Here is a 19,564-nt window from a genome sequence, read left to right on the forward strand (position 1 = left end):
GCCGGTCCAGGCATTGAACATGGCGCCGTCGCGGATTCCGCGGCGGCGCTTTTTTTATACGGGTGTCGTCGAAGTCCTGAGGGCAAGGTTCACCGCGTCGTCATGCCTGCAACTATCCCGACCGTCATCCCGGCGAAGGCCGGGATCGCACCTGGTTCGGTGGCCTGGATGCGCAGGGCGGTGCGATTCCTGCCTTCGCAGGAATGACGGCAAGGGCTGGGCCGGCTGCGTGGCGGTGCGTTGCGCTCAGGTGGCAGGGGCTGCGGGACTGCTTTGGTCGTGGACGTCCTCCGCCAGTCGCTCGGCCAGGCCGGAATGGCGGCGGGTGCGGCGTGCCGCCGCGTCGGCGAGGATCGCCTCGCTGCCGAGCAGGCTGAACCAGCGGCGCGCGCGGGTGATGCCGGTGTAGAGCAGCTCGCGGGTCAGCACCGGGCTGGTTTCGGCTGGCAGGACCAGCGCCGTATGATCGAACTCCGAGCCCTGCGATTTGTGCACGGTCATCGCGTAGGTGGTGGCGACCTCGCCCAGCCGTGAGGGTGCCACGTGGCGTACGCGGGTGCCGGAGCCGCCGCCGCCGCTGGCCAGGAAGACCACGGTCAGGCGCAGCTGACCGTGGTCGTCGGGCGTGCGCAGGCAGATGCCGACGTCGCCGTTGGCCAGGCCCAGGGCGTAGTCGTTGCGGGTCACCATGACCGGGCGGCCCTCGTACCAGCCGCTGCTGGCTTCGATCAGGCCCTGCGCCTGCAGTGCGGCGGCGATCAACTGATTGAGCCCTTCCACGCCATGCGGCCCGCGGCGCAGCGCGCACAGCAGCTGGAAGCGATTGAATGCCTGCAGCACGTTGCGCGCCCACTCGTCGTGCGCGGCGGGGCCGGCGTCGGCGTCGGGGCGCCATTGCCGCAGCTGTTCGAGATAGTGGCGGTAGCCGCGGCTCGCGGCCGTGCCGTCGCCGGTGAAGCGCGCGCCGCCGCCGTCGATCGCCAGCTCGGCCACTTCCGTGCTGCTGGCGGCGGGAACCCAGGCCAGATCGGCGCACGGCGTCCCCAGCAGGTTCGTGATGCGCGTGATGTCGCCGGCGTTGACCGCCTGCGCCAGTTGGCCGATGCCGCTGGTTTCGGCGAAGCGATGGCTGTAACGCAGCATCGCGACGTGCTGATCCAGTGGTCGCGCGTCCGCCCGCACGAAGGGCCGGATGTCGTCGCCGGTGATGCTGCGCAGCCACTCGGCGGTGGCGTCGCTGTAATGGCCGACCTCCGCGCGCTGGCACAAGTCGCCCAGCGCCGCACCCGCTTCCACCGACGAAAGCTGGTCCTTGTCGCCGAGCAGGATCAGCCGCGCACTGGCCGGCAGCGCGGCAAGCACGGCGGACATCATTTCCAGGTCGATCATGGAGGCTTCGTCGATCACCAGCACATCCAGGTGCAGCGGGTGGTCCTGGTCATGGCGGAACCTGCGCGTGTCCGGCCGGGCGCCGAGCAGGCGATGCAAGGTTTCGACCTGGGCGGGGATGGCGTCGCGCGTGGCATCGTCGACATCGAGCCGGGCCAGTTGCTCGGCGATGGAGGCATTCAACCGTGCGGCCGCCTTGCCGGTGGGCGCGGCCAGGCGGATGCGCAACGGATGCGGCTGGTCGCGCAGGTGCAGGGTCTGCAGCAGGCCGAGCAGGCGCACCACGGTGGTGGTCTTGCCGGTGCCGGGACCGCCGGTGATCACGGTGAAGCTGCCCCGCGCCGCCAGGGCGCAGGCGATCTTCGGCCAGTCGGGCAGGCCGGTCGCTGTCGCGGGAAACAGGCGCGCCAGCTCCGCGGCAAGCGCATCGGGCACCGGCTGGATCGGCTGCAGTCGCTGACGGATCGCGGCGGCCACCTGGCGCTCGTGGTTCCAGTAGCGGCGCAGGTAAAGGCGCGGACCGTCGAGCACCAGCGGCGCGTCCAGCGGCAAGCCGTCGCGATCGGCGACCAGGCGCGAGGCCAGCAACGCGTGACCGTCGCCCAGCGCGGCCTGCGCCTGGCGCCAGTGTGCGGGCCAGTCCTGTTCGTCGGCCAGTGCTTCCAGCGCGGTGAGGTCGAGGCACAGATGGCCGTCGGCGAGCTGCCGGCTGAGCACGGCGGCGAGCCACGGCAGCGTTGCCGGGCCGTGCGGATCGCGTTCGGCGATGAAGCGCGCCAGCGCCACGTCCAGCGGGCGCAGGCGATGCTGTTGCTGGTCGCGTTGCAGCAGCCCCAAGGTGCGCTCATGCGGCATCGCGCGATTCCCCTTCGGCGAACAGGCGATCCATGGCGTCGATCAGGGCGAACGGCAGCCGTTCGCGATGCACGCCGTGGCCGTGCCCGTCCACGCCACGCAGGTAGAGGTACAGCACGCCGCCGATGTGCCGTTCGTAGTCATAGCCGGGCAGGCGCGCGTGCAGCTGGCGATGCAGCGCCAGGGTGTAGATCGCGTACTGCAGGTCGTAGCGGCTGTGGCGCACCGAGGCGTCCATCGCTTCGGCGCTGTACGCGCGCGCGTCGCCGCCGAGCCAGTTGGATTTGTAGTCGACCACGTACCAGCGGCCGCCGTGCTCGACGATCAGGTCGATGAAGCCCTTGAGCATGCCGTTGAGCTGGTCGGCGAGCAGAGCGGGGCGCGGGCGTGCCGCCAGCGTCTGCGCGCTGACCAGCCGGTCCAGCGCCAGCGTGTGGACGTGGCGGGCTTCGAACCAGAACTCCATCTCGGCGCGATGACCGTCGGCGTCGGCCAGGCTCACCCGCTGGCCATCGGGCAGCGCCAGCGGCGTGCGCAGGAAGTCCGGCAGCCACTGCGACAGGGTGTCCGCGAATTCGTCCCAGCCGCGCCGCTGGCAACGGCGTGCAATCAAGGCCTGCAGCACCTGCGGTGAATCGGCGGTGGCGGCGAAACCCGCCTCCGCGCACCATTCCAGCAACTCGTGCAGGAACGTGCCCGGTTCGGCGCCGCGCGGGAACGCATGGATGCCGACCGCGGCGCCGGCCGCGGGCGGGTCGACCGCTTCGCCCGCCAGGCCTTCGGCCAGCACATCCTGCCGCGCCGTTTCCGGGGCGGCCGGTCGCGAGTTGTCTTCGTGGCCTATGCGCAAGGCGCTGTAGCTGGCGATCCACCACGGTTCGACCGGCGTGCCGTGGTAGCGGCGCGCGGGCTGCACGGGCACTTCGCCGCGGGTGGGCTGGTAGCGGTGGGTGGCCGGTTCGGCGTCGAGGGTGACGAGATGGACCTCGGCTTGCTCATCGGCAAGCGCTTCCAGTTGCGCGGCCAGCTCGCCCTCGGCAATCGGCTCATCGCCATTGAGCACGTAGCCGAAGGCGGACTTGTGCAGTCCGGATGCCTTCTTCTGGCCATCCCTGGGGTTGGCCACGCCCAGCCAGCAGGCGTGGATGGCGCGGGTTACCGCCACGTAGAACAGGCGCAGGTCTTCCTGCAGCCGTTCGCGATCGGCGCGTCCACGGTCGGTCTCGGAGACGACCAGGTCTAGCGTGGCGCTGCCGTCTTGCTGGTGCAGCACGAAGCGGTCGCTGGCCTTCGTTTCGCGCGCGAAGCAGATGAAGGGCAGCAGCACCAGCGGATATTCCAGCCCCTTGGATTTGTGGATGGTGATCACCTGGATCAGCGCCGCCTCGCTTTCCAGCCGCACGATCTTCTCGTCGGCCGGCTCCGCGCCCGCCTCGCCGGCCTGGGTGATCTGGTGGGCCAGGTGGCGCAACAGCGCGTGTTCGCCATCGAGCGTGGCAGCAGCCTGCTGCAGCAACTCGGCCAGGTGCAGCAGGTTGGTCAACGCGCGCTCGCCGTCGTCGCGGCGCAGCAGTTGCGCGGGCAACTCGAAGCGATGCAGCAGCTCGTGCAGCATCGCCAGCACGCCATGTTTCAACCACAGCTCGTGCAACTGGCGGAAGCGTTCACTCATCGCCTCCCAGCAGGTTTCGTCGCGGTTGAGCAGATCCAGCGCGGCGTAGTCCTGATCCAGCGTGGCAGTGGCCAGGGCCGCGCGCATCGCGCGATCGGAGCCCGGCTCGGCACAGGCGCGCAGCCACAGCAGCAGGTCGGCCGCTTCAGCCGAGGCGAACACCGATTCGCGATCGGACAGGTAGACGCTGGCCAGTCCGCGCGCGCGCAGAGCCTGGCGCACGCAGGCCGCTTCCGTGCCGTTGCGCACCAGGATGGCGACGTCGCCCGGCACCAGCGGGCGCAACGGATGTTCGCCATCATCGAACCCGCAACGGCCGCGCTGCGCCGCGTCGAGCAGATGCACCAGCCACGCCGCCGCGTGATCGGCCAGCCCGGTCTGGCCGGCGCCCTTGCCGATCGGTTCGAGGCTGGCTGCGCGCGCCAGTTGCAGCGCCGCCACCGGCTTGCCGTCCAGCAGCAGGGTTTCCTTGCGGCCATGGGCGCGCACGGGGAAAAAGGGCAGCGCGTCGGCACCCTTGCCGAAGGCGAACGCGCCGCGCGGGTGCTGCTCGGCATGTTCGAACAGGTGATTGACCGCGCGCACCAGAGCCGCGGTGGAGCGGTAGTTGGTGCCCAGTGTCCAGGTGGGCGACTGGGCACGGCGGCGCGCGCGCAGATAGGTGTGGATGTCGGCTCCGCGGAAGCCGTAGATCGCCTGCTTCGGGTCGCCGATCAGCAGCAGGCCGGTGTCGGCTCGCCCGGCATGCGTGCGCTGGAAAATGCGCCACTGCAGCGGATCGGTGTCCTGGAACTCGTCGATCAGCGCGACCGGGTATTGCGTGGCGATGGTGCTGGCCAGCCGCTCGCCGCTGATGCCGTGCAAGGCCTGGTCGAGGCGCGTGAGCATGTCGTCGTAACCCATCTGCGCCAGCCGCTGTTTGGCTGCCTGCAGGCGCGCGGCGATCCACGGTACGGCGTGGGCGAGAACCAGCGGCTGCGGCGAGCCGGTGGCATCGATCGCCGCGAGCAGGCGATCCATCGCCTCGAAGCACGGATGCGTCGGCGTGCTGCCGTTCTTGTTGGTCGATGCCGAAAGCCTGGTCTGGGCAGCGCGCTCGATCACGTCGCGCGGGGGGCGGATGGCGCCGTCGATCCAGGCTTGCAGGACGGCGAGGTCGCTGTCGAGCTTGGCGGCGGTGTATGTCCTGCCGTTCAGCGCCTTGGCCTGCAGCGCTTCGCGCAGCATCGTTGCCGGTGCGCCCGCGTGCTCGCTCCAGTCTTGCCGCGCGGCGCGCTCCGCGTCCGCCAGCGAGGCGTAGTGTCCGCTCAGCATGCTGGCGAGGTCGTCGATTTGCGGCAGCGGCTCGCCGCCGACGCGCAGTTGCTCCAGCGGTTGCCGCAGCAAGGGCGCAACCGCGGCCTGCAGCTGCGCCGGGTTGGCCCACAACGCGCTGATCCGCGCGCTGTGTTCGCGTTCGAGCACGAAGCAATGCTGGCGCCAGTAGTCGCGCACCGCCTCGGCCAGCAACGCGCTTTCGTCGCTGTTCACCTCCTGCACCAGCGGATGGCCGCTGTCGAACGCGTGCTGGCCCAGCATGCGCTGGCACCAGCCGTGGATGGTGAACACCGCTGCCTCGTCCATCCATTGCGCGGCAAGTTCCAGTTGCCGTGCAGCCAGCGCGCGGGCGTCGCCGGCGGGGTAGTGCGCCATCAGGCGGGTCAGGTAATCGTCCGGCGTGCGCTGGCCGCGGAACACTTCGGCAGCCTCGGCCAGGCGCGCGCGGATGCGCTCGCGCAACTCGGCAGTGGCAGCCTTGGTGAAGGTCAGCACGAGGATCTGCGGCGGCAGCAGTGCCGGGCCGGCGCGGCCGTGGCCCAGCACCAGGCGCAGGTACAGCGCCGCGATGGTCCAGGTCTTGCCGGTGCCGGCGCTGGCTTCGATCAGTTGCACGCCCTGCAAGGGCACGTCGAGCGGCTGCAAGGCGGCGAGCGCGGTCATGCGGCGCCCTCCGTCGGCAATAGCGACATGCCCAGCGGCCGATACAACTGCAGCAGTTCTTCGAAGCCTGCCGCGTGCATCGCCGCGAACGTCGGCCAGGCGCGGGCAAGGCAGGGATCGCGGTCGCGTTCGCCGGGGACATGGGCGAATGCATTGCCCTCGTAACACGCGGCGGCGACGATGGCCGGCTCGCGCTTGCTGCCTTCCGACTTCAGCCAGGCGAAGGCGGTACGCCGGGCCAGCGGCAGCGGCGCGCGCATGCCTCGGCACAGCGCGTCGAGCAACTGGTCGAGCCAGGCGCAGGCTTGTTCGCGTGGCAGTTCGGCGAACGCTGGCTGCGCGTCGATCGCGACCAGTTGGGTCTGGGTCGGCACGCCGCAGGCATTGGCCAGCAGGTGGGCGGCCCACGCGTGAGTGAGCTTGTCCATGCGCAGCACGTCGTCCTTGTCCAGCAGCTCGCCGTGGACCAGTTCCAGCCGGCGCTGCTGGCCCTGTGCATCGCGGCGCAGATCGGTGAGCCAGTCCTCCAGCAGCAGGTCGCCGCGGCGGTAGCGCAATTCGTGCTTTGCCTCCAGCGGTTGCCAGCGCGTGCATGCCGCCTCCCAGCGTTCGGCCAGGGAACGGGCCTGGATGGCGATGGCTTGCGCCAGTTCGGCGCCGAAGCCGCCCGGCGGCAACACGCCCTCATCGGCGAGCCGACGCACTGCCGAGGCCACGGACTGCTCCGTGTTGCTCTCCAGCGCGGCGGCAAACACGCGGCGGGTAGCGTCGTGGCGCTGCAGCGGGTCGAGGTCGAACGGTTCGTCGTCGAGCGCTTCGTCGTTGCTCTCGGTGAAGTGCACCTTCAGGCGCTGATTGAAGAAGAACGCGACCGGCCGGGCCAGGAAGCGCTGCAACTGGCCCAGGCTCAGCGCGGCGTCCGGCAACCACGGCTCCAGTGCGGCCGGTGCGGCCACGGCGGACGGTGCCTGATGAACCTGTTGCCATTGCCTGGCGTAGGTGAACACGCGCGGGTCGTGGCCAGCCTCGAAGTAGCTTCGGCTGAACGGTTGCAGCGGGTAGCTGGTGGTCAGCGCGTCGAGCAGGTGCTGGCCGGCTTGCGGTGCGTCGGCGGCTTCGTCGACGTGATGCCAGCCGGCGGCAAGGTAGTCGCGCAACTGGCCGACGAGCACCGACGGCGGCAGCACGCTGTTGTCGCGCACGCTGTGGCCGACCCAGCTGAGGTGGAATGCATCGCGCGCGGACAGCAGCGCCTCCAGGAACAGGTAGCGGTCGTCTTCGCGGCGCGAGCGGTCGCCCGGTCGCGCGTGGCCGGGCTGCGCCATCAGGTCGAAATCCTGCGGCGTCTGCCGGCGCGGGTAGTCGCCGTCGTTCATGCCCAGCAGGCACACCACCCGGAAGGGAATCGCGCGCATCGGCATCAAGGTGCCGAAGCTCACCGCGCCGCCGAGGAAACGCTGCGACAGGCGGTTCTCATCGATCGCGGCGAGCCAGTGTTCGCGTACCACGGCAAGCGGAATCGGGCGCTCGAAGGTGGCCTCGGCGCAGGCTTCCAGCCAGGTGTCCAGTGCGTCGTGCAGGCGGTTGAGGCGCCAGGCATCCTCGGCGTCGTCGTGGTCGAAGAAGTTGCCCAGCAGTGCGTGCAGACGTTCGGCCCACTGGCCCGGCGTGGCGGCGGTGCCGAGCTGTTTCCACGCTGCCTCCAGTTGATCGAGCAGGTTGGCCAGCGGCCCGATCTGTGCGGCGTCGAGCCCGCCGATCTCGGCGTAGGGCGCGATGCCGTCCAGGCTCTCGCCATCGCCCACGGCGTAGCCCAGCAGCATGCGGCGCAGGCCGAAGCGCCAGCTGTTCTGTTCCAGCGCGGGCAGCCCGAGGCTGAGTTTCTGCGCGCCGTCCAGGCCCCAGCGGACGCCGGTGCCCTCGATCCAGCGGCGCAGCGTGGGCAGGCCGTCGTCGTCGAGCCCGAAGCGCCGGCGCAGTGCCGGCACGTCGAGCAGGTCGAGTACGTCGCTGACCGCGAAGCGCGACTCGGGCAGCGCCAGCAGATGTGCCAGCGCCACGATCAGCGGCGCGCTGCGGCGGGCGGACTGGTCGGCCACGCTCCACGGCAGATGGCGCGGGTCGCCGGCCGGCAGCCGGCCGAACACTGCCTCGATGTGCGGCGCGTAGGTCTGGATGTCCGGCACCATCACGATCACGTCGCGCGGCGCCAGCGGCCTGCCAACGCGCTCGGCCTGCTCGAACAGGTCGAGCAAGCGGTCGTGCAGGATTTCCACCTCGCGCTGCGGGCTGTGCGCCACGTGCATGCGCAGCGTGGCGTCGCCGGGATGCCACGTTCGGCGCGCGGCCGGATCGGGCGGCAACGGCTGCAGGTCGAGCACCGCCTGCTGTACCTGCTGCAGCAGGCCGTCGCCGGGCACATCCTGGAACAGGTCGATGCTGCGCCCGATCGCGCTGAAGCGGTCGCGGTAGCGCGCGGGGTCGTCGAAGCTGTCGAGCAGGCGGATGTAGTCGCGTCCCTGTTTGCCCCAGGCCGCCAACAGCGGGTTGGCGTGCAGGTGCAGGTCTTCGTAGCGCGGTGCCGCCGCCAGGCCGGGCTTGGCGTGCTGGCGACGGTGCGCGGCGCGCAGCAGTTCGCGGTCCTCGATGATGTCGGCCCAGTAGTGCCGGCACGGATTGGCCACCACCAGCAACACCTGGCTGAAGCGCGCCAGCGCGGTGAGTGCTTCCAGCGTCTGCTGCGGCAGCGAGGAGATGCCGAACACGACGATCCGCCGTGGCAACGCCGCGGGTCGTTCGGACAGTTCGTGGATGCCTGCCAGGAAGGCCCGGTGCACCTCGGCGCGGTGTTTCGCGCGCGCGTCGGCGCCGACGTCGTCCAGCAGCAGTCGCCACAGTCGCGGCTGCCAGCGCTGGTTGGCGTCGACCGGCGTGCGGCGCCCGCGCAACTCGTCGCGCAGCACGTCGTCGCCGCGTTCCCAGTCGTCCAGCCAGTCCGCGCGATAGACCTGGTACTGGTCGAACAGGTCGGCGACCTGGGCCGCGAGCTGGTACTGGCGCAGGCCGTCGGCTTCGGCGCGCCCGGCCAGCAGGTAATCGCGCAACGGGCCGAAGTCGGGGTCGTCCACGTGCTGCGGAATCAGCCGCAGCAGCCGCCAGGTCAGCCGCGACTTGTCGAATGGCGAGGTGGTGGCCACCGCTTCGCGGCCCAGCACCGCACGATAGGCGGTCCACAGGAAACGCCCGGGCAACTGCACGTCGATCGCCGCGCTGATGCCCAGCCCGCCATCCGCCGGTGCGCGGGCCAGCGCCAACTTCAGCCACTGCGCGATGCCGTTGCTCTGCACCAGCATCAGCTCGTCTTCCAGCGGCCGCAGCGGCGTGCGCGCCAGCCAGGCGGCGAGCAAATCGCGCAGGTCTTCCAGGCGGTTGCCGTGCAGCACCATCAGGCCCGCTTCGATCGAACCCCCGGCAGGGATCGTGGCGGTGCTCACCGGGGGCGGGGCTCGTGTGCGCTCATGCGGCAATTGTCTCCAAGTGGAGCGGCATTGTCGCCCGTCCGGATCTCGCCGCCTGCGACGGGTGGGCGGTGTCGATCCAGGGCGCGCTGGTTCGTCGGTGAAGTGAAGCCGGCACATGCTGATCCGGCCCCATGGGAGACACGACGATGCGATGCATGGTGATGGTCAAGGCCACGGCCGAATCGGAAGCCGGCGTGATGCCCAGCCAGGAGCTGCTGGCCGCGATGGGCAAGTTCAACGAGGAGCTGGTCAAGGCTGGCGTGATGCTGGCCGGCGAAGGGCTGACGCCCAGCGCGCGTGGCGCGCGGGTGACGTTCTCCGGCAAGCAGCGCCATGTGATCGACGGGCCGTTCGCCGAAACGAAGGAGCTGGTCGCCGGCTTCTGGCTGTGGCAGGTGAAGTCGCTCGACGAGGCGATCGCCTGGGTGCGGCGTTGCCCCAATCCGATGGAGGGCGAGTCGGTGATCGAGATCCGCCCGGTGTTCGAGGCGGAGGATTTCGGCGAGGCGTTCACTCCCGAGCTGCGCGAACAGGAAGCACGCCTGCGCGCGCACCTCGACCGCGAGTAGCGCGAGCTGCGCCACCCCAACCAATGGCGCTTGCGCCCGCCGCACGCCGGTGCTGTGATCGGCGGTCATGAGCATGACCGACACCCATCGCGCCATCGACGCCGTCTGGCGCATCGAATCGGCCCGCCTGATCGCCGGCCTCGCGCGCATGCTGCGCGATGTCGGGCTGGCCGAGGAGCTGGCGCAGGATGCGCTGGTGACCGCACTGGAGCAGTGGCCGCAGACCGGCGTGCCGGACAACCCCGGCGCCTGGCTGATGACCACCGCCAAGCATCGCGCCATCGATCGCCTGCGCCGGCACAAGCTGGTCGAGCGCAAGCACGAGCAACTCGTGCACGAATGGGACCGCCAGCACGAATCCGCCGAGGCCGTCGCCGAACGCACGCTGGACGATCCGTTCGGCGACGACCTGCTGCGGCTGATCTTCACCGCCTGCCACCCGCTGCTGTCGATGGAAGCGCGCGTGGCGCTGACCCTGCGCCTGCTCGGCGGGCTGGGCACGGACGAGATCGCGCGCGCGTTCCTGGTGCCGGAGGCAACGATTGCCCAGCGCATCGTGAGGGCCAAGCGCAGCCTGGCGAAATCGGACGTGGCCTACGAAGTGCCGCGCGGCGACGAGCTGGCTGAGCGGCTGGCCGCCGTGCTCGGGGTGATCTACCTGATCTTCAACGAGGGCTATGCGGCCACCGCTGGCGACGACTGGATGCGCCCGGGCCTGTGCGAGGACGCGCTGCGCCTGGGCCGCGTGCTGGCCGGGTTGATGCCGCGCGAACCGGAGGTGCATGGGCTGGTGGCGCTGATGGAGATCCAGGCCTCGCGCGCGCGTTCGCGCACCGATGCGCACGGCGAGCCTGTCCTGCTGCTCGACCAGGATCGCGCGCTGTGGGATCGCCTGCTGATCGGGCGCGGCCTGGCCGCGCTGGAACAGGCGCGCCGGCTGGGCGGCGAATTGGGTCCGTACGCCCTGCAGGCGGCGGTGGCGGCCTGCCATGCGCGCGCCGCCACCGCGGCGGAGACCGACTGGTCGCGGATCGCCGCGCTGTACGCCGTGCTGGCCCGGGTCACGCCTTCGCCGGTGGTGGAGCTCAATCGCGCGGTGGCGGTGGGCATGGCGGACGGGGCAGCGGAAGGCCTGGCCCTGGTCGATGCGCTGGGCGACGAGCCGAGCCTGCGCCATTACCACCTGCTGCCAGCCGTGCGCGGTGACCTGCTGGCGCGGCTGGGGCGGGGCGAGGAGGCGAGCCGGGAGTTCGAGCGCGCCGCCAGCTTGACCCGCAACCGCCGCGAACAGGCGATGATGCGCGAGCGGGCGCGCGCCTGCCTCTAGGATGGGCTGGATGGACCAGGGCCTCCCGGGGGGACTCTGCGGCGCTGGCTGGCTCGTTATGACCCAAACGGCATGGGATTTCTCCGGCGGCTGGATCGTGGATGGGCGCCGGACGGGCCGTGGGGCCTGCAGGACAGGGGTTTTCCGCGCCATGGGCCGGCTGGCGTGGAATTTGCTTCAACTGCCTCCGTAAACCTGTCTTTGGCAGGTTTGCGGGTCGGGGCGACGCGTGCGTCGCCAGGTCGCCGTCCGCTTTTCGGCCATGGGCCGGGCAGGCGAATGTCGAGGCAGGGCATTTCGGAAAGGATCGGGCATGGGAGTGGAGGGGCAGGATCGGCAGCATGGCGGACTTCGCGAACGCTTCTACCAGAGCGTGGCGGAGACGCTTACCTTGCTGCACCCCGCTGCCGACTACGATCGTCGTCGCGCGCTGCGCGAAGTGGCCACCACCCTGGTCAGCACGATGGATTTGCCGCTGGTCTGGATCGGTCGCCGCGAACTGGGCCAGTCCACGCTCGACCTCATCGCCGCCGGCCCCGCCGCGGAGTACGCCAGCGTGTGGCCGGTCAGCGACGATCCGCGCGAACCGGGCGGCCGCGGTCCGGTCGGCGCGGCGCTGCGCGAGGGTCGCCCGCAACTGGCCTCGATCGACGCCCCCGAGGATGCGGACTGGCATGGCGCGGCCCACACCTACGGGCTGGACTCGATCATCGTGGCCGCCTCCGGCACGGCCGACGGCGGCCAGCTCGGACTGGCCGCGTACTCGCGCCGGGGCGGCCCCCCGCTCACCGACGAATTGCTCGACTGGGCGCAGCGTCTCGCCGACGAACTGGCCCGTTTCTGGGACGACCAGGCCCAGTTAGAGCGCAGCCTGCGCCTGAGTCGCTTCCGCGACGCCCACCGCACGATCCAGCGCGCATTGCTGGCGCACCCGGAGCCTGCGGCGATCTACATGACGCTGGCCAATGCGCTGGTCAAAGACGCCGCCGCCAGCGCAGTGATGGTCTACGTTCCCGAGGGCGGCGTGTTGCGCCGCGCGGTTGGCGCCGGCCCGCTGGTCGAGCTGCTGGCGGCGCTGCCCGAGCCCCCGAAACATGCCGACGAACCGCCCATGCCGGTGGCCACCCAGGCCTGGATGGACGGCGAGCCGGTGGTGCGGCTGCAGCCTTCGGCGTGGCCCGACGTGTCACCGGTATGGCGTGGCGAGTCACTGGGGGAGGTGGCCGCGATCGGTTGCTGGCCGATCTTCCTGGCCCTGCCCGGCGACACCGAGATCGAACACCACGCCAACGCGGTGCTGTTGCTGGCGGCGACCGAAATCGACGCCTTCGACGCCGACCTGCGGCGCCTGCTGGACGAGATCTCCGACACCGTCGGCCTGGCGCTGCGCCAGTACGCCCAGCGCCAGGCGCTGGTGCGCGAACAGGAGCGGCAGACCTATCTCGCCCTGCACGACGCGCTGACCGACCTGCCCAACCGGCGCGCGCTCGATTACCACCTCGAACGCGCGTTGGCGCGGGCGGTCCGGCACCATCACCTGGTGGCGGTGGGCATGCTCGACCTGGACGATCTCAAACCGATCAACGACCGCTACGGCCACGCCGTCGGCGATCGCGTGCTGGTCGAAGTGGCACGCCGGCTGCACGACGCACTGCGCTCGGAGGATTCGGTGGCGCGCGTGGGCGGCGACGAGTTCGTGCTGGTGCTGGAGGACCTGGCCAGCGAGGACGACCTGGTCCTGCTGCTGGAGCGGCTGTGGCAGTCGCTGCAGCAGCCCATCCCGGTGGGCGGGCAGAGCATCGACATCACCGTCAGCCTGGGCGTGGCGCTGTACCCGACTCACGCGCAGGACAGTGGCGAACAACTGCTGCGGCTGGCCGATCAGGCGATGTACCACGTCAAGGCGCACAAGCAGCAACGCTCTGCCTGGTGGGCGCTGGCACGGACCGAAGGCGATGGCCGGGAGACGTCCGGTGAGGACGTCGGCCTGACCGAGCCGTACGGCCCGCAGGCGGCGGCAGTGATGCGTCCTTGCGCCGACGCCTGGCAGGTGCAGTTGCCGGTGGTGGCGCAGCGCTTCCACGCCGCGCTTGCCGCCCACGCCGGCATCGCCGGCTTGCTGGCGGACTTTCCCCCGGCGGCGCTGGAGGCATTCCGGGAACGTCTGGCCCGTCATCTGCAAACCCTGTGCTACCCCGAGCTGGACGAGGCCGGCCAGCGCGCGGGCGCGATCCGCGCCGGTGTTTGCCAGGCCGCGTGCGGGCTGGAGGAAGCGTGGCTGGCCGAGGCGATCGAGCAGTTGCGGCTGATCCTGGGCGCCGCCCTGGGACGCGGCCCGCGCTCGCAGCGCAATGCGCTGGCGATCGTGCTGCAACGCCTTGCCAGGGACCAGCAGTGGCAACTGGAAAGCATGCGCGACCTGCAGCGCCGGCGCGAGGCGGTCCTGGCCAGGATCCACGCGGCAGCCTGGTCGGCCCACGACATCCTGGACCTGCTGGAAGACACCGTGCAGGTGCTGGCGGCGCACGAGGAACTGGTCGTCTGCGCGGCCGGCCGCCCGGATGCCTCCGGCGAGATGGTCAGCGAACTGGTGGCCGGCGCGGTGCCGGCCGAGTACCTGCGCATCACCAACCAGGGCGTGGCGCCGCCGCTGCGGGTCGGCCCGGCCGCGATGCAGCGGGAGGAGCCGCTGCGGCGTGCCTGGCAAAGCGGCCGTGTCGAGCGCAGCGCACACTACGGCACCGATCCGGCGATGGCGTCGTGGCGCGACACCGCCGAGCGCCACGGCATCGTGTCGCAGGTCGCCGTGCCGCTGTGCCTGGCGCCGGGGCAGCCGGTGGCGCTGCTGGCCTTGTACAGCGGCTATGCCGGCGGCTTGCGCGGCGAACATCAGCGCGCGTTCGTCGAGCGGATCCGGCAGGCGCTGGAACTGGCCCTGCTGCGCATGGCGCCGCGCCGCCAGCTGGCCGCCCTGCTGCCGGCCTTTGTGCGCGAGCGCTGGCGCGGCATGCTGGCCGGGGGCGCCCTGCGCATGCATTACCAGCCGATGGTGAGGCTGGCCGACAACCAGATCGCCGGCTTCGAGGCCCTGGCGCGGCTGCGTGACGACAGCGGCGGCCTGCAGCTGCCGGCGAGCTTCATGCCGGCGCTGGGCGCGGCGGGGCTGATGCGGCTGTTCCGCGACGGCATCATCCAGGCGGTGGCGCGGCGGCAGTCGCTGGCGCGCAGCGGGCTGGTGCTGGGCATGTCGGTCAACGTGCCGGTGGCCGCCCTGCGCGATGCCCGCTACGCGCGCACGGTGGAGACGATTCTGCAGGCCAGCGGCTGTCCGCCCGGCTCGCTGCGCTTCGAGGCTTTCGAGAACGCCAGCGGCATCGGCTGCTGGGCGCTGCTGGCGGAAACCGGCGTGCAGTCGCTGAAGTCGATCGACCCCCAGGCGCTGGACGACGACCGCACGCTCAGCCGCAACCTGGTGGCGCGGCTGAGCCAGTCGCCGTTCGACCGCGTCAAGATCGACCATGCGCTCATCGCCCAGGCCCGGCACGATCCGCTGGGCACCTTGCGCGTGCTGCGCCAGCTGATCCGGGTCAGCCATGACCTGGGCCTGGAAGTGGTCATCGAGGGCCTGGAGTCGGCCGGCATGCTCGAGGCTGCCTCGATTCTGGGCGCGGACTTCGGCCAGGGCTACGCGCTGGCCCATCCGATGCCGCCGGAGGAGCTCCCCGACTGGCTGGGCATCGCCCGGACTTCCCGGGCGGGTGCGCCGCCGCGTTGCGCGTTGGGCGCGCTGGCCAGCGCCTTGCGCTGGGAGGAGCGCTTCGCGGGGCTGTTCGATGTCCCCGACGCACGCCAGCGCCACGTGCGCGCCGGCAGCGGCGTGGCGGAATGGCTGCGCGTGGCGGAGGGTGTGCCGGCGGCACTGCACGCAGCCCATCGCGAGATGCTCGAGGGCGCTGCGCTCGGACCGTTCGATCCCGGCCACGCCCGCCGCCGCGACCGGCTGTTCGCCCTGCTGGTCGAGCGCGCCCTGGTCGAGGAGCAGCGCCAGGGCCACGACCAGCCCCGTCCGGGGCGCTGAATGCGGGTGTTTCGAGGGTGGCGCACGGCTGCTGCGCCGACCCGATTTCCGGTAGGCTGACCCACGTTCCACCGGGGTAGCAGAGGGCCGCCGTGCCGCCGGTTCGCGGCGCTGGTGGCGATCAGCGGGAAGCACCGAGAAAGTCCGCGACGACCAGGGAGCCGCCGAGGAAATCCATGCCGAACCGAGCCGCCGTGCCAGGCGAACTGCGCGAACGCTTCTACCGGAGCGTGGCGGAAACCTTGAGCCTGCTGCACGCCGCCCCCGACCACGACCGTCGGAGGGCGCTGCTCGAAGTCAGTCGCATCCTTGCCGCCACGATGGAGCTGCCGCTGGTGTGGGTCGGCCGCCGCGAAAGCAGCACGCATGCCGTGGAGGTGGTGGCGGCGGCCGGGCCGGCGCAGGCATACGCGGCCACCCTGCAATTGAGCGACGCCGCGGACGAGCCCGGCGGCCGCGGCCCGGTCGGCATCGTGCTGCGCGAGGAGCGCGCCCGGGTCACGCCGGTGGCCTCCGGCGAATTCGCGTTCTGGCGCGAGGCCGCGCGGAAGCACGGCTTCGGCGCCTGCATCGTGGCCGCGTCGCGTACCCGCGATGGCGGCCAGCTGGTGCTGGCCTCGTACTCGCGCGAGGGCGGTCCCGCGCTGGGCGAGGAACTGCTCGACTGGGCTCAGCGCCTGGTCGACGAGCTGAGCCGGTTCTGGGACCACCAGGTGCTGCTGGAGCGCAGCATCCGCATGAGCCGCTACCGCGACGCGCAACGCACGATCCAGCGCGCCCTGCTCGAACAGCCCGACCCGGAGGCGATCTATCCCACCCTGGCGCGCGCGCTCGCCGACATCGCCGGCGCCGCGGCGGTGGACGTGTTCGCCGCCGAGGAGGGCCAGGACCTGCTCCGCCGCGTGGCCCTGGTCGGGCCGATCGCCGAGGTGATGCAGACCCTGCCGATGCCGCCGCGGCAGCAGCAGGGGCCGGTCGTCTACGCGCCGACGCTGGCCTTCATGCAGGGTGCGCCGGTGATCCGGCGCAAGCCGGCCGCGGGTGCGGCGCCGGACAGTCCATGGCGTCCCGAGTTGAGCGACCACGCCGGCGCGGTGGGCTGCTGGCCGCTGTTTGCCGCGGCGGTCGATGGCGCCGATCCGGTGGCGCGCACGCCGGTCGGGGTGTTCGTGGTGGTGACTGCCGAGGCCGACGCCTTCGACGAGGAGATGTGCCGCCTGCTGGACGAGATCGCCGACGCCGCCGGCCTGGCCCTGCGCCAGCACGCGCAGCGCCACGCCCTGCGCCAGGAACAGGAGCGGCAGGCCTACCTGGCCTCGCACGACGACCTCACCAACCTGCCCAATCGCCGCGCGCTGGATCGCCACCTGGATGCCGTGCTGGCCAGCGCGCGCCGGCAGGAGCGGCGCGTCGCGGTGGGCCTGCTCGACCTGGACGACCTCAAGCCGATCAACGACCGCTACGGCCATGCCGTCGGCGACCGCATCCTGGCCGAGGTCGCCGAGCGCTTGCGCCGGCTGTTGCGCGGTGACGACTACGTGGCCCGCTTCGGCGGCGACGAATTCGTGCTGGTGTTCGACGACCTGGAACACGAGAGCGACCTGGACGAGCTGCTGGAGCGGGTCGGCGCCTCCCTGCTGCAGCCGGTGACCATCGACGGCAAGGTGCTGCCGATCGGCGCCAGCCTCGGCATCGCCATGTATTCGCGGGACGGCCACGCCAGCGGCGAACACCTGCTGCGCCTGGCCGACCAGGCGATGTACCAGGTGAAGGCGCGCAAGCGCGGCCGCACGCGCTGGTGGGCGATGGCACGGCCCGATGGCGCACTTGCCGCGGAAGATCCGGCGGGGCACGTCACGCCATACGGCGAGGGAGCCACCGCCTTGCTGCTGGCGTGCCGCGACGGCTGGCAGCCGCGCCTGCCGGCGGTGGTGGAGAGTTTCTGCGCGGCCCTGCTCGAACACGAGGGCATCGGTGCGTTGCTGCGCGCGCTGCCCGATGGCGAATACCAGGTGCTCAAGTCGCACATGCTGGCGCACCTGCAGGAGCTGACCCGGGCGAACCTGGACTTCGCCGAGCACCGCCGGCGCGCCACGCGCTCGGGCCTGTTCCACGCCGCCTGCGGGCTGGAGGAGGTCTGGCTGCTGGAGGCAATCGAGCAATTGCGCGGCGACCTGGTGACGGTGCTGGGCGCGCCCGACCGCCGCGCGCTGGACGTGGTGCTGCAGCGGCTGGGCACCGAGCGGCAATGGCAACTGGAAAGCATGCGGGCGCTGCAGCGCCAGCGCATGGCCTTGCTGGGCAGGCTCAATGCGCTGGCGTGGTCGGCCGAAGGCTACCTGGGGCTGATCCAGGGCGTGGTCGACATCCTCGCCTCGCACAAGGAGTTTGCCGCCTGCGCGGTGGGGCGCCCGGACGACTCCGGACGACTGACCTACGAGGCGGTGGCCGGCAACGCGTTCGCGGCCTACCTGCGTGCGCTGGTGGCCGGCGAGGCCTCGCCGATCCGCGTCGACGAGGACCACGCGGAAGGAGGCGGGCCGAGCGGTCGTGCCTGGCGCACGGTGAGCATCCAGCGCTGCGTGCATTTCGGCAGCGACCCGGCGATGGCCGGGTGGCGCGACATCGCCCTGCGACTCGGGGTGATTTCCAGCGTGGCGATCCCTTTGTGCCCGTCGCGCGACAGGCCGGTGGTGCTGCTGTCGCTGTACAGCCCGTATGCCGGCGGCCTGCAGAGCGAAGACCAACGCGCGTTCGTCGAGCAGGTCAAGTCGGTGCTGGACCTGGCGCTGGCGCGGCTGTCGCCGCCCCGGCAGGGCGCCGAGCTGCTGCCGTTCTTCGTGCGCGAGCGCTGGCGCGCGCGGATCGCCACCGACGCCCTGCAGATGCACTACCAGCCGCTGATCCGGCTGGCCGACGGCGAGGTCACCGAGTTCGAGGCGCTGGCCCGCCTGCATGACGTCGACGGTGAACTGCTGCCGCCGGGTCGCTTCCTGCCCGCGCTGGATGCCGATGACCTGATCGTGCTGTTCCGGCAGGGCCTGGCGCTGGCCACGGCCTGTCGCGAATCGCTGTGCGGCGCGGGCCACCCGCTGGACATATCGGTGAACGTGCCGGCCGTGGCATTGGAAGACCCCCGCTACGGCGCGGCCGCCGCCGCGGTCCTCGCCGACAGCGGTTGCCCGCCTGCGGCACTGCTGCTGGAGATCCTGGAATCGCCGCTGGCCAGCGAACACCCCGGCTCGCTGGACGAGCCGGGCATGCAATCGCTCAAGGCGCTGGGCGTGCGTCTGGTCGAGGACGACCTCGGTGCCGGCTACAGCTCGCTGATCCGGCTGCGCCAATGGCCGTTCGACCGCATCAAGATCGACCAGGCGATCGTGCTGCAGGCCCGGCGCGACCCGTTGAACACGCTGCGTTTCATCCGTCAGCTGATCCGCATCGGCAACGACCTGCGGCTGGAGGTCGTGGTGGAAGGACTGGAGACGCCCGACCTGATCGAGGCGGCCTCGCTGCTGGGCGCCGATTTTGGCCAGGGCTACGCACTGGCCCGGCCGATGCCGGCCGAGGCGTTGCAAGGCTGGCTGCGCGCGCATCGCCCCGCTCCGCGGGCGCAGGTTCCGCGCACCAGCCTCGGCGCGCTCGCCAGCGAGCTGCTGTGGGAAGAACAATTCGTCGCGCTGCCGGCCGAGCCCGCGTTCTGGGCCGCCCACAGCGGACGCAGCTGTGGCCCGGGCGAATACTTCCCCCTGGCCCAGCTCGACGACAGTCTGGGCGCCAGCCACCACGCCATGCACGAAGCCGCGCTGAAAGGCCCGCAAGACCCGCACTACCGCCGCATGCGCGAGACGTTCCTGGCTGCACTGGTCGCCCACGTGCTCGAATCGTCGAGCTGATTTTCCCGGGGCGGGCGAGATCCGTATCGCCTGCCCGGACCAGACATCGATCCCCCGGCGCCGGTCATCTCTCCGTCGGCACCGCCGCAGCGTTCGCGCGATGGTTGACCGACCCGGCATGTATCCCTAAAATTGCGCGTTCTCGGCGGGCGATTAGCTCAGCGGTAGAGCACTGCCTTCACACGGCAGGTGTCGCAAGTTCGATCCTTGCATCGCCCACCAATGAATTCAACGACTTAGGCCACTCTCCGGGGTGGCCTTTTTCGTTGTACGGACG

Annotated in this window: 7 protein-coding genes and 1 tRNA gene; 5 read left to right on the forward strand and 3 right to left on the reverse strand. The window is 71.1% G+C overall.

What is annotated here, in order from left to right; all coding sequences use genetic code 11:
- Positions 1–246: 246 nt before the first annotated feature.
- Genes recD through recC form a run of 3 tightly spaced genes read right to left on the reverse strand, consistent with a single transcriptional unit; the run spans position 247 to position 9,390 of the window.
- Positions 247–2,244 carry an exodeoxyribonuclease V subunit alpha gene (gene recD, locus B1991_RS13180; RefSeq protein ID WP_136259138.1) on the reverse strand — a complete coding sequence of 666 codons (1,998 nt, stop codon included), beginning with the start codon at positions 2,242–2,244 and terminating at the stop codon, positions 247–249.
- A complete protein-coding gene (gene recB, locus B1991_RS13185) occupies positions 2,234–5,896 on the reverse strand; it encodes an exodeoxyribonuclease V subunit beta (protein ID WP_136259139.1) in 3,663 nt (1,220 codons plus the stop codon). Before recB ends, recD begins: the two co-directional genes overlap by 11 nt.
- Positions 5,893–9,390 carry an exodeoxyribonuclease V subunit gamma gene (recC, locus tag B1991_RS13190; protein WP_246031165.1) on the reverse strand — a complete coding sequence of 1,166 codons (3,498 nt, stop codon included), beginning with the start codon at positions 9,388–9,390 and terminating at the stop codon, positions 5,893–5,895. The genes recB and recC overlap by 4 nt, the downstream gene beginning before the upstream one ends.
- A 173-nt stretch (positions 9,391–9,563) precedes the next feature.
- Here recC and B1991_RS13195 point away from each other — a divergent pair, with 173 nt between their 5' ends.
- The 5 genes from B1991_RS13195 to B1991_RS13215 all read left to right on the forward strand — a co-directional run bounded on the left by B1991_RS13195 (position 9,564) and on the right by B1991_RS13215 (position 19,509).
- Positions 9,564–9,986, forward strand: coding sequence for a YciI family protein (locus B1991_RS13195; protein ID WP_136259140.1), 423 nt, complete (start codon positions 9,564–9,566; stop codon positions 9,984–9,986).
- 67 nt (positions 9,987–10,053) lie between these two features.
- Positions 10,054–11,313, forward strand: coding sequence for an RNA polymerase sigma factor (locus tag B1991_RS13200; protein ID WP_136259141.1), 1,260 nt, complete (start codon positions 10,054–10,056; stop codon positions 11,311–11,313).
- 313 nt (positions 11,314–11,626) lie between these two features.
- Positions 11,627–15,391 carry a diguanylate cyclase domain-containing protein gene (locus B1991_RS13205; protein WP_246031166.1) on the forward strand — a complete coding sequence of 1,255 codons (3,765 nt, stop codon included), beginning with the start codon at positions 11,627–11,629 and terminating at the stop codon, positions 15,389–15,391.
- 176 nt (positions 15,392–15,567) lie between these two features.
- Positions 15,568–19,287 carry a diguanylate cyclase domain-containing protein gene (locus B1991_RS13210; RefSeq protein WP_136259142.1) on the forward strand — a complete coding sequence of 1,240 codons (3,720 nt, stop codon included), beginning with the start codon at positions 15,568–15,570 and terminating at the stop codon, positions 19,285–19,287.
- Between the two features lie 147 nt (positions 19,288–19,434).
- A tRNA-Val gene (locus B1991_RS13215) sits at positions 19,435–19,509 on the forward strand.
- Positions 19,510–19,564: the final 55 nt, after the last annotated feature.

The sequence above is a fragment of the Rhodanobacter lindaniclasticus genome, from assembly GCF_004799035.1.
Classification (GTDB): Bacteria; Pseudomonadota; Gammaproteobacteria; order Xanthomonadales; family Rhodanobacteraceae; genus Rhodanobacter; species Rhodanobacter lindaniclasticus.

What these genes read in the sequence shown, in the direction of transcription:
- recD (WP_136259138.1), bottom strand. Translation starts at nt 2,244, where the DNA reads ATGCCGCATGAGCGCACCTTGGGGCTGCTGCAACGCGACCAGCAACAG.
- recB (WP_136259139.1), bottom strand. Translation starts at nt 5,896, where the DNA reads ATGACCGCGCTCGCCGCCTTGCAGCCGCTCGACGTGCCCTTGCAGGGC.
- B1991_RS13195 (WP_136259140.1), top strand. Translation starts at nt 9,564, where the DNA reads ATGCGATGCATGGTGATGGTCAAGGCCACGGCCGAATCGGAAGCCGGC.
- B1991_RS13200 (WP_136259141.1), top strand. Translation starts at nt 10,054, where the DNA reads ATGAGCATGACCGACACCCATCGCGCCATCGACGCCGTCTGGCGCATC.
- B1991_RS13205 (WP_246031166.1), top strand. Translation starts at nt 11,627, where the DNA reads ATGGGAGTGGAGGGGCAGGATCGGCAGCATGGCGGACTTCGCGAACGC.
- B1991_RS13210 (WP_136259142.1), top strand. Translation starts at nt 15,568, where the DNA reads ATGCCGAACCGAGCCGCCGTGCCAGGCGAACTGCGCGAACGCTTCTAC.